Source organism: Anaeromyxobacter sp. PSR-1, assembly GCF_000964525.1.
In the GTDB taxonomy this organism is placed as follows: Bacteria; Myxococcota; Myxococcia; order Myxococcales; family Anaeromyxobacteraceae; genus Anaeromyxobacter.
Genome location: NZ_BAZG01000138.1, coordinates 1 through 11,308, shown reverse-complemented (window position 1 = coordinate 11,308; position 11,308 = coordinate 1). Strand labels below are relative to the sequence as shown.

8 protein-coding genes are annotated in these 11,308 nt (G+C 70.3%); 5 read left to right on the top strand and 3 right to left on the bottom strand.

Annotated features, from left to right (window positions below):
* A partial coding sequence (locus tag PSR1_RS17080; protein ID WP_152643374.1) for a hypothetical protein occupies positions 1-3,711 on the bottom strand: 3,711 nt, incomplete at its 3' end.
* A 550-nt stretch (positions 3,712-4,261) separates the two neighbouring features.
* On the opposite strand from PSR1_RS17080, the gene PSR1_RS17075 reads away from it, so the two are divergent.
* Positions 4,262-4,642, top strand: a complete 381-nt coding sequence (locus PSR1_RS17075) for a hypothetical protein (protein ID WP_059438660.1) — start codon at positions 4,262-4,264, stop codon at positions 4,640-4,642.
* Between the two features lie 72 nt (positions 4,643-4,714).
* Here PSR1_RS17075 and PSR1_RS17070 read toward each other — a convergent pair whose 3' ends face one another.
* On the bottom strand, positions 4,715-4,987 hold the full coding sequence (locus tag PSR1_RS17070; protein WP_059438659.1) for a LysR family transcriptional regulator: 273 nt from the start codon (positions 4,985-4,987) through the stop codon (positions 4,715-4,717).
* 141 nt (positions 4,988-5,128) lie between these two features.
* Between PSR1_RS17070 and map the strand changes: the two genes are divergently transcribed.
* Entirely contained in the window at positions 5,129-5,878 is a 750-nt protein-coding gene (map, locus tag PSR1_RS17065) for a type I methionyl aminopeptidase (protein ID WP_059438662.1), read from the top strand.
* 13 nt (positions 5,879-5,891) lie between these two features.
* Here map and PSR1_RS17060 read toward each other — a convergent pair whose 3' ends face one another.
* Positions 5,892-6,467, bottom strand: a complete 576-nt coding sequence (locus PSR1_RS17060) for a TetR/AcrR family transcriptional regulator (RefSeq protein WP_059438658.1) — start codon at positions 6,465-6,467, stop codon at positions 5,892-5,894.
* Positions 6,468-6,749: 282 nt separating this feature from the next.
* Between PSR1_RS17060 and PSR1_RS17055 the strand changes: the two genes are divergently transcribed.
* The 3 genes from PSR1_RS17055 to PSR1_RS17045 form a co-directional block, all read left to right on the top strand.
* Positions 6,750-7,850 carry an efflux RND transporter periplasmic adaptor subunit gene (locus tag PSR1_RS17055; protein ID WP_059438657.1) on the top strand — a complete coding sequence of 367 codons (1,101 nt, stop codon included), beginning with the start codon at positions 6,750-6,752 and terminating at the stop codon, positions 7,848-7,850.
* Positions 7,851-7,862: 12 nt separating this feature from the next.
* Positions 7,863-10,949, top strand: coding sequence for an efflux RND transporter permease subunit (locus PSR1_RS17050; protein WP_059438656.1), 3,087 nt, complete (start codon positions 7,863-7,865; stop codon positions 10,947-10,949).
* Between the two features lie 39 nt (positions 10,950-10,988).
* The coding region (locus PSR1_RS17045) for a TolC family protein (protein ID WP_160309032.1) at positions 10,989-11,308 on the top strand (320 nt) is incomplete at its 3' end.

Below are 11,308 nucleotides of genomic sequence, written 5' to 3'. Positions count from 1 at the left end.
GGTTTGAAGCTCGGGATGCCAGCACCCCTTCGTTTCGATGGTGACGTGGAGGGGTCGAGAACCGGAGCGCGTGGCGAGCACCTCCACGCGTAGGTCGGTCTCGCTTCCTGGTCTAATCTCGACCTCGCGGTTCACGACGATTCCTCGGGAGACGAGATCGTCCGCGAGATGTCGCTTCACATAATCAGAAACCCGGTCTTCAGGCTTCGGTCGGTCGCCGTCCCAGAGATCCTCATACGCCGGCGGCGCTCCTTGCAGCCGGTGCTCAAGTCGCAACAGGGATTTGGAGATGACCTCGACGAGTTCTTGATCTGTCTCCACGAGGCGTCGCTCATGAGAGGCGCAAAGGTCCATCAGTTGCGCCGGCGTAACGGGCGTCCAGCCCCGCCTAAGCCGCGCTTCCTCGGCTCGAGTCACGATGAATCTGAGATTGAGGTTCGACGGGTGCTTCGTGGAGATCGCTTGGAGCGATGCAACGGCCCGCTCGGTCCCACGCTCTGTTAAGTGCGTTAGGACGGTGCTCCGCGCGATAGCGAGTTCGTCGGCCTCGGCCATGCCCTCGTCCGATGGCGTGGCCGTGTTCGCTGGTACGCGACCATCGAGCCATTCGTACAGATCGGCCACCATGCCTTCGTCCAGCGACGACAGAAGCGAATGGAATTCGGGTTCGTCGAGAAACCGGAGTCGCTTCGCAACCTCCTGTTCAAGGCTTGGGTCTGTCTTGAGAAGGGGGGCGATGCGTTGCCACGCGTTAGGCGGCGAGGTTTGAAGGAGCGCGAGGCTGACCGCTGCGCGCTTCGCCGGCGGAAGCCGGCCGTCGAGAACGCACGCGAGCGCTACCGAGTCGTCGCTGCAACGCGGTAACGATGCAACCAGAACGGAATACAGCGGGTCCGGATCAAGGGGAAGCTTGAGAGCCCACTCGAACAGTTCGCGCGCTACCGACGCCTCTGCCTTTTCTAGGAGAAGGCGAAGCGAGCCTGGGTAGTAGCGGCCTTGAACGATGGTCAGCGCCTGAAGGACGCCGACCGCGCGCGCTCCCAGCGCTGCCATGGCGCGTCCTAGGATCGCGGTTCGGCCCATCCCTTCTGAGTCGGAAATGCCGTACGTCAACGCAGCTGGCGCCCAGCGATGCCACTCGGGTTCGCTCACTTCCGAGAAGGAGGTCTGGTCTGCGTTGTACAAGAGCAGCAGCGCTCGATACGCCGATGCCGCTGCATGATGGTGAAGGTTGTGAACGCCAAGCCATTCGTGATCCCGGGGTTCGCCGACGCGAATGTAATGACGAGCCGCGCGTGTGACGCGCAGCTTGTCTGCTGTCGACAGATCGCGCCAAGCAGGAAGCCTTGTTAGGTCGCCCACCGACAGATCGATGTGATACTCCGCTGAGGCAAGCATCATCGCGTTCAGTCGCCACCACGCGTCCGCATCTCCGCTATCGAGCAGATCGAGTAGCGGCGGAACGTCAGCGGCACTCGGGCGCCGTCGTGACCTCGGCATACGGCCATCGCGCGTGTCGTGCGTCGAACGATGGAGGTCGCGCAGGACGCGAGCTTCTTCTGAATCAAGATCGACCGCCCTGAACATCGCGCCCATCTCTGCCTGGAGTTCAGGGACGTGAGGCACCGCGTCGAGAGCCAGCAGGAATGTCTCGTCCGTGCCGTCGAGCTTGAACCGCGCGAGTAATGCCCAGACTCGCGCTTCCTTCTGGCCTGATGTACCCTTCGCCCGCTCAACAAGCGACGCAAAGGTTTGGCCCTCGAGCAGAGGGTAAGCCTTGAACAAGAGGTCGATTCCAGTGGCTTGTCCGAGTGCGGCCCGCGCTACCGTCGCCTCGAGGAGCTTCTCCCGTCGTGCTGGATGTTTCGCGAGCTCGCCGTCGAACTCTCCGAGAGGCGACTCGTACCGGGCTGCTCGGTGACACACCGTCGAGGCGAGTTCGCCAAGGACCTCTGGGTCGTCCGCTTGTTCCCAGCCCGCGAATAGCACCTTCTCGTGGAGTCGAGCCAACTCGATTCCGCCGGCGTTTCCGGAAGCAGAGACTTCTCTCGCCCAGCGAAGCCCGGCCTTAGTGACGCGTCGGTCCGACAGGAGGCGCGGTACGTCCGACATCAAGAACTCAGAATATGCGCCGTGGTGATGCGCATCGTGCGGCTGGGTGCAATAGCGCCAGAGGTCCTCGTGCAGTAGGCCCTCGGCGGCCAGCATCCGTAGCGTTTCCCCGCGAATCTGATCGCTGGGGTCTTCCTCGCGTGTGGTGACTGCAAGTCCTTGCAGCGCGAGCTTGGCGTCGTGCGTTCCGAACTGCCTCACGGCGCTCGCGGCCTTTGCCCGAAGATGCGCGTCGTCCGACGTGTCGCAGGCCACCTCGACGATGCGCGGGAGGAGGGGCATCACCCGGCACGCTGCCGCGATTTCGATAGCAGCACGCCTAGCGATCTTGCTCTTAGAGCGATCCGTTATGAACGGTAAGAGCTGCCGATCGAGTTCGGGGTTGTCGAGAAGATCGTAGCGGCGGCGTGCTTGTGGATCCGAGTCGAACTCGCTCTCGGACTCGAAGAGTCTCAGCAACGAGTCGACTGCGTCGACCCGGACGGCTGCGTCCAGCCCCACGCCGCTCGAGAGGAGCGCATTGGGATCGTTCCGTACGACGACATCTCTGAGGCGCGGGACCAGGGTCGTGAGCCAAGCTGTCACTTCGCGGAACTGGGGCACAGCTCTGAGCCGGCCGTCCGTTCCCGCCCGAAGCACCAGGGAGGCGAGCTGCTCGGACGAGAGATGGTTCGCCAGAAACCGTGCTGCCAAGTACTCGGAATAGGTCCAGTGAGACCAGCGGACGTGTCCCCCCGTTCCTCCAGTAAAGAGGCCGGTGTTGAGAGCCTCTTCGATGTGACCGCGCGAGATGGTTACCCCGCGAACGCCGCGTTCGGTTGCCCGTGCTGCTGCGGCAACCAGCGTATCGGTGTCCAGAGCTTCGGCAGCCCGCTCTGATGCGCCGTGCGCGCCGACAGCGATCTCGGACCAGCCTGAGACAATGCACGATGCGGCAAGGACCTCCGCGACCTCCAGGCGCTGGTGCTCGCTCAAGGCCCCTACAGCATCAGAAGAACGTCTTTCGGGGTTAGTCTCGCTTGCGAGCCGTAGACAGCCCGCCTCGTAAAGCTCGGCAGCGGATGCTGACAATTCACCGTTGTACTGGCTGAGGAGGAACTTCAGAGTCAGCGGGCGCGATGCGAACGCTTGTTGCTTTCGCCGCGCCACGGCGCGGATGAAGTCATCCGGCCTTATTCCAGCCTGTTCCGCTGCCAGTTCCACATCGGAGCGCAGCAGGGGAGCAAGGATGAACTCCTGCGGCTGTTCTTCGCCCCAAAGCGTTCTGAGCGCTTCCGACAGGTATTCGGGCCAGTCGGCCACGCGGGACGCGATCCGGAACTTCAGCCGTTCGCGAGGGAGTTGCTGAAGGCGATCAGAGAGGATCCGAGCGATGGTCTTGATCCGGAGGCGGCACTCATCCAGACCGTCCAAGAACATCGTCAGTTCCGAATCGCCTCTGATCCATCGCTTGACGACGTCAGACTCGAAGACGTGGTGGATAAGGGACAAATCGCTCGTGAACTTCCCGAGATCCTCGCTGAAGGCTTCGCGTCCGGCTTGACGGACGAGGACCCGCATCTCATGGCTCTTCCCGATGCCTGGCTCGCCCAGGAGCACGAGGCAGCGATGCCGACCCAGGTCTCGTGTGGGAACGAGATCTCCGTTCGCGCACGTGCTCGGCGCGGACGCGTAGCCGTCGAACCAGAAGGTAAGGCGCCCGGTCCTAGGGACCCAGTACCGGTTCCAATCGTAGGCTGAACGTGTGGGAGCCAGGGTCATCTCGCCATCGTACCGGTAGTGCCGGACGTTCCGGTGCGGTGCGTGTTGAACGGCCGTCGGTTGGCGCAGCTGAACTCCGCAGTTGTGGCAGTGCGGATCGATAGTCCCGCGCGTACGGAGTCGTGACACCGCGGCTTTTTCCCAGAGTTCTCCCCGGTCCCGAGTGCAGCCGAGTGCCGCAGACTGCAGCCTAACCCCCTGAGGTTGCTGCAAGTGCGCGGTGTTGTTGTGCTTGCGAGGGGTTTCCCAAACCGTAGGCCGTGGTTTCGAGTCCCGCCGGGGCCACTGAATCGCCCAGTCTGACAGGGAGGGCGGCGCGCCTCGAGCGCGCAGAGGCGACGCGTCCATCCGCCTTGACGCATTCACCCGGGGTGTTAGCATGCCCCGCATGCGAGCCCAACTCGTTGCGGTTCTCCTGCTCATCGGCGTGAACGCTGCAGGCTGCGGGGAGGACGAGTGCCCCGTCTGCTCGCCTTGCCCGCACTGGGGCGCACTCACCGTCGAGGACGCGGTGAGCTCGGGCCCCGTGCCGGGGGCGACGGTCGTCGGCGCCAGCGTGACCTGGACCTGCGCCGACAGCGGCGGCGTGACCCGGTGCACCACCGCCGAGCAGCTTCCCGTCGAGCCCGTGTCGCTCGAGGTCGCCGCGCCCGGCTACGCCTCGAAGGCGGTCGTGCTCACGCCCGCGGGGGGCGAGGTCGATGCCTGCGGCTGCGCGAGCTGCGTCACCTACTCGCCGAGCACGGTCGCGCTCGCGCGGGCGCCGTAGGCGCCCGGCCGCTCATCCCCGCGACGCGTACTCACCGTCTCGACCCGCTTGGCGCAGATGCGCGCTCCGGCCTCAGCGCTCGCCGGTGCCCGCGCCCTTCGTGCGCTCGATGGCGATGTCCACCGCCGCGAGGATGCGCCGGGCGTGGGACAGGAAGACCTCGCCGGCCGGCAGGAGCTTCATCCCGCGGGGCGTCCGGTCGAAGAGGCGGGTCCCGAGCTCGTCCTCGAGCGCGAGGATGTGGCGTGACAGCGGCGGCTGCGTGAGGTGAAGCTTCCGGGCGGCGCGGCCGACGTGGCCCTCCTCGGCGACCGCGACGAAGGACTGGATGTACGTGAGGCTCACGAGGCGAACGTACCCGAAGGCCGGTCCGCGTGTCAGGACCCCGCGGTGAAACGGCGCTCGCCAGGAAGGCCTGCCGGCGGGCGGGTTCCCGATGCCGAGACGGCATTGGACCGCCCGCGCGGCCGCTGGCAGCTTCGCGGCATGCGAATTCCGCTCCTGGGGGTCCCCGGCGTGGAGGGGATGCGGCGCGCCGGGAGGGCGGCCGCGGCGACGCTGGCGTACGTGGGCGAGCGGCTCAGCGCGGGAGTCACCACGGCGGACATCGACCGCTGGGTCCGCGAGGACACGGCGCGCCGGGGCGGCAGGCCCAGCCAGCTCGGGTTCCACGGCTTCCCCGCGGCGGTCTGCACGAGCCGGAACGACGTCGTGTGCCACGGCATCCCGCGCAGCGACGAGCGCCTGCAGCCCGGGGACATCGTGAACGTGGACGTGACCACGCTCCTCGACGGCTTCCACGGGGACACCTCGGCCACCTTCTGCATCGGCGAGGTCTCCCCGGACGCGCGGCACGTCGTGGAGGTCGCCCGGCGCTGCCGGGACGCGGGGGTGGCGGTGGTGCGGCACGGCGTGCGGCTCGGGGACGTCGGCGCAGCCATCGAGGAGCTCGCGCGCGCGGAGGGCTGCAGCGTGGTGCGCGACTACGGCGGGCACGGCATCGGCAAGGCGATGCACGGCCCGCCCACGGTGATGCACGTCGGTCCGAGGGGGCAGGGCGTGAGGCTGGCGGCGGGCATGGCCATCACCATCGAGCCGATGGTGAACCTGGGCCGGCCGGAGGTGAGGCTGCTCGCCGACGGGTGGACCGTGGTCACCGCGGACGGGAGCCTCTCGGCGCAGTTCGAGCACACGGTCGTCGTGACGCGCGACGGCTGCGAGGTGACGACCGGCTGAGCGCCGGGGGCGGCTACCGCGCGTCCGCGGCGCCGGCCCGGACCGCCGCGCCCGCGCGCGCACCGGCGAGCACGAGGTCGACGAGCTGCTCGGCGGAGCGGAGGTCCGGCTCCTCGTTCATGACGAACACGCGGAACTGGAGCGTCGCGAAGATCGGCTCGAGCACCAGGGCCGGGTCGGTCCCGGGCGGGAGCTCGCCGCGGGCGACGCCGCGCTCCACCGCGGCGACGATGGGCTGGTGCGCGCGCTCGGTGACGAGGCGCCCCAGGGCCCGGAGCTCCTGGTCGTCGAGGTCGCCCAGGTTCGCGCGCAGGAGCCCGATGGCGCGCTCGCGCTCGCGCGAGTCGTCGAGGAGCCGCACGCGCGCGAGCTCGATCAGGTCGCCGCGGAGCGTGCCGGTGTCCCGGGCCTTCGGGAACACGTCCACCAGCCGCAGGAGCGCGGCGCGGACCAGGTCCGGCTTGGTGGGCCAGCGCCGGTAGACGGTCGTCTTCGAGACGCCGGCGCGCGCGGCGACGGCGTCGAACGTCATGGCGGCGTAGCCGGCGCGGGCGAGGACGTCGAGCGCGGCGTCCAGGACGTCGTTCACGACGCGCGCGCTCCGGCCGCCGGTCCTGCGGCGCGGCTCGCTGGAAGGGGGGGAGGGGCGGGCACGTTCCATGGCGCCCCGGATCGTAACCTGGGTGCGTTAGTGAAGCAACCAAACGCAACCGAAGGTCGAATTCGGCGCACGCACTACAGCTCGCAGAATCAAGCGGTTGACAGATAACGCTACTTCAGGGTTGCGTTAGTACGCAGGCCCGTGCATCTTAACGCCACCATGAAGTTGCGTTAGCGCCGAACGCGCGCCGCGTCCGCCCCGAGGCCCCCGATGACCCAGTCCCGCCGCTTCCTCCTGTTCGCCCCCACCCTCGCCGCGGCCACGCTGCTCGGCTGCTCCCGCGGCGACGCCGCGGCGCTGCCCACCGCGAAGGCGGAGCCGCCCGCCCTGGCCGTGCGCGCCGAGCGCCCGATCGACCGCCTGGAGGGCGAGACGGCGCGCGCCACCGGCGAGCTGCGCGCCAAGCTGCAGGCGACCGTCTCCGCCAAGGCGGCGGGCACGATCGTGCGCGTGCGCGCGCAGGTGGGCGACCGGGTCCGCAAGGGCGATCCGATCGTCGAGCTCGACGCGGCCACGGTCGCCATCCAGCTCGATCAGGCCCGCGCCGCGCGGAAGATGGCGCTCGCCGTCCGCGACGACGCCCGGACCGATCTCGGCCGGACCGAGCAGCTCGCCCAGGCCGAGGCGGCCGCGCCGGCGCTCCTCGACAAGGCCCGCGCGGGCGCGCAGCAGGCGGAGGCCTCGCTGGAGCAGGCGGACGCGCAGGTGCGCCTGCTGGAGCAGACGCTGCGCGACCTGGTGGTCCGGGCGCCGTTCGACGGCGTCGTGACGGCGCGCGCGAGGAACGTCGGCGACTACGTGTCGATGATGCCGCCCACGCCGATCGCGACCGTCGTCGCGTCGGACGCGCTGGAGGTGCGGCTCGCCGTGCCCGAGGGGCTGGTGGATCCGCTGAAGGCGGGCGCCGTGCTGCGCGGCCGGAGCATCCCGGGCGGCGCGCCGTTCGAGGCCAGGGTGACGAGCGTGGGCGCGACGGTGGATCCGCAGACCCGGTCGGTCGAGGTGCTCGCGGACGTGCGCGCCGGGGCGGGCGCCGGCGCCCTGCGGTCGGGCGGGCTCGCCGAGGTGGACCTGGGCGGCTCGTCGGCGGCGCAGGGGCCGTTCGTGCCGGCGCAGGCGGTGGTGCGGGAGGGCGCGCGCCGGTTCGTGTGGGTCGCGGAGGGCGGCGTGGCGCACCGCCGCGAGGTGCAGGCCGAGACGGTCACGCCGCAGTGGACGCGCGTGCGCGCCGGGGTGGGCTCGGGCGACGCGGTGGTGGTCGAGGGCGTGGCGGGGCTGAGCGACGGCGCCCGCGTCGCGGTCGCGAAGTAACGGGAGCGAGCCATGGACGCGATCAAGACCTTCATCACCCGGCCCGTCTTCACCGCGATGCTCGTCCTCGCGGTGGTGGTCTTCGGCCTGAACGCCTATCCGAAGATCGGCGTGGACCAGCTCCCCGACGTGGACGTGCCGGTCGTCACGGTCACCACCGTCCTCGCCGGCGCCGACCCGGAGTCGATCGAGCGCGACGTCAGCGATCCGCTGGAGGAGGCGCTGAACGGCCTCGCCGGGCTGGAGAGCATGCGCTCGGTGAACGTGGAGTCGGTGTCGCAGGTGATCCTCCAGTTCTCGCTCGAGACGAAGGTGGACGTCGCCGCGCAGGACGTCCGCGATCGCGTCCAGGCCACGCTGTCGAAGCTCCCGGCCGACGCGGACCTCCCGGTGGTGGAGAAGCTGGACGTGGGCGCCGCGCCCATCCTGACGCTGGCGCTCTCCGGGCCGGTCCCTCCCGAGGAGCTGACGCGGCTCGCCGAGGACGAGCTCAAGCCGGCGCTGCAGCGGCAGGGCGGGGTGGGCTCGGTGGAGGTGGTGGGCGGGCGCAAGCGCGAGATCCGGATCGTGGTGGACCCGGCCCGGCTGCGCACCTTCGGCGTGGCGGCCTCCGAGGTCGCGCAGGCGGTCCGCGGCCAGAGCGTGGACGTCCCCGCCGGCCGCGCCGAGGACCCGCGCGCCGAGGCGGTGGTGAAGGTGAGCGGCGAGGCGCGCTCCGTGGACGAGCTCCGCGACCTGGTGGTGGCCACGCCGGGCGGCGCGCCGGTGCGGCTCCGCGACGTCGCCGACGTGGTGGACGGGCCCGCCGAGGCGCGGTCCTCCGCGGCGGACGGCGGCCGGCCCGCCGTGGCGCTGGTGGTGAAGAAGCAGTCGGGCGCGAACACCGTCCAGGTCGCCGAGCGCGTCACCGGGGCGCTGTCGAGCCTGGAGAAGCTGCTCCCCGAGGGCGCGCAGCTCCGGGTGGTGCGCGACAACTCCAAGTTCATCCGCGCCTCCATCCGCGCGGTCGAGGAGGACCTGATCCTGGGCGGCCTGCTCGCCGTGGCGATCGTGCTCGTGTTCCTGCGGAGCTGGCGCACGACCATCGTGTCCGCGCTGGCGCTGCCGACCTCGGTCATCGGCACGTTCGCCGTCATGCACGGGCTCGGCTACACGTTCAACGTCATCACCATGCTCGCGCTGACGCTGTCGATCGGCCTGCTCATCGACGACGCCATCGTGGTCATCGAGAACATCAGCCGCCACGCCGAGCACGGCGCGCCGCCCGCGAAGGCGGCGCACGCGGGCACGAAGGAGATCGCGCTCGCGGTGCTGGCCGTGACGCTCGCCGTCCTCGCCATGTTCGTGCCGGTCGCGTTCATGGAGGGCATCGTCGGCCGGTTCTTCTCGGCGTTCGGCATGACCGTCGCCGTGGCGGTCGCCATCTCCTACCTCGTCTCGATGACGCTCACCCCCATGGCCTCGGCCTACGTGCTCCGCGCGCACGGCGAGCCGGGCCGCATCTCCCGCGCCGTGGAGCGGGCGCTCTCGGCGGTGGAGCGCTTCTACCGCCGCGTCCTCGGCTGGGCGCTCGACCACGTCCCGGCCACGCTCGCCATCGCGGTCGCGCTGCTGCTCGCGACGGTGGCCCTGGGCCGCTTCCTGCAGTTCACCTTCATGCCGGCGCAGGACACGAGCGAGCTGAAGGTGGCGCTCGAGCTCCCCGCCGGCACGCCGCTCGAGCGGACCGCGCGCGAGCTGGAGGCGCTGCGCACGCAGCTCCAGGCGGTGCCCGGGGTGACGCACGTGTTCGCGACCGCCGGCGGCGGGGTGCAGGAGGAGGTGCACAAGGGCGAGCTGATCGTCGGCATGGTGCCGATCCGGGAGCGCGCCTTCTCGCAGGAGGAGCTGAAGGCGTGGCTGCGCACCGGGCTGCGCCGGCCGGCCGACGCCACGGTCTCGGTCCAGGACTTCGCCGCGGTCGCCGGCGGCGGCTCGCGCCCCCAGCCGGTGCAGTTCAACGTCCGCGGCCACGACTGGGCCGAGGTGGTCGCCGCGGCGGAGAAGGTCCGCGCGCACATGGCGGCGAGCCCGCGCTTCTCCGACGTGGACTCCACCTACCGGCCGGGCAAGCCGCAGGTGACCGTTCGGATCGACCGCGACCGCGCGGCCTCGCTGGGCATCCCCGTGGCGACGATCGGCACCTCGCTCCGCGCCTACCTCGGCGGCGACGACTTCGCGAAGTTCCGCCAGGGCACCGACAGCTACGACATCCGCCTGAAGCTCCCGCAGGACGCGCGCGGCGCCGACCGGATCGGCGAGCTCACCGTGCGCTCGGCGCCGGGCCAGCTGGTGGAGCTGCGGAACGTCGCCACCCTGGTGGACGAGCCGACGCTCTCGCAGATCGACCGGCAGGAGCAGCTCCGGCAGATCACGCTGCTCGCCGACCTCCCGCGCGGCGCGAGCCTCGGCGCGGCGATGCAGGACCTCGCGGCGTTCGCCGCGCAGGAGCTGCCGCAGACGGTCATCACCGACTTCGAGGGGCAGGGGAAGGAGCTGGGCAAGACCGCCGGCGCCTTCCTGCAGGCGCTCGCCCTGGGCATCGTGCTCGTCTACATGATCCTGGCGGCGCAGTTCGGCAGCCTGGTGGACCCGTTCACCATCATGCTCTCGCTGCCGTTCGCGGTGATCGGCGCGCTGGGCGCGCTGCTCGCCACCGGCCAGTTCATGTCCATCTTCGCGCTCATCGGCGTCATCATGCTGATGGGCCTGGTGACGAAGAACGGCATCCTGCTGGTCGAGTTCGCGAACCAGCTCCGGGCCCGCGGCCGGTCCGCCCGCGACGCGCTCCTCGAGGCCGGCCCGATCCGCCTCCGCCCCATCCTCATGACCACCATCGCGATGATCGCGGGCATGGTGCCGGTGGCCCTGGCGCGCGGCGACGGCGCCGAGATGCGCGTCCCCATGGCCATCGCCATCATCGGCGGCCTCGTCACCTCGACCCTCCTCACCCTGGTGGTGGTGCCGGTGTTCTACCGGCTGCTCGACCGGCTGAAGCGCGCCCCGCGCGTCGAGCTGGTCGAGGCGCCGCCCGAGGTGGAGCGGCCCACCGGGACCTGATCCCGCGCCCGCCCCGGATCCGTTCACAGGAGATCGCACATGATCCGCATCGCCATCCTCGCGGCCCTGGCCGCGATCCCGCTCGCCGTCCGCGCCGAGGCGCCGCTCACGCTCGCCGCGGCGCTGGAGGAGGCCCAGCGCGCCAGCCCGGACCTCGCCGCCGCCCGCGCGCGGCTCGACCAGGCGCGCGCCGCGTCGGACCGCGTCCGCGCCGGGTACCTCCCGCAGGTGAAGGTCGGCGCGACGTACACCCGCAACTCCGACGAGGCGAAGCTGGAGCTGCCGGTCGGCTACACCATCCGTGACACGGGCGCGCCCACCTCCGGCGCCGGCCTGCCCGGCGCCCCGACCCCCTACGC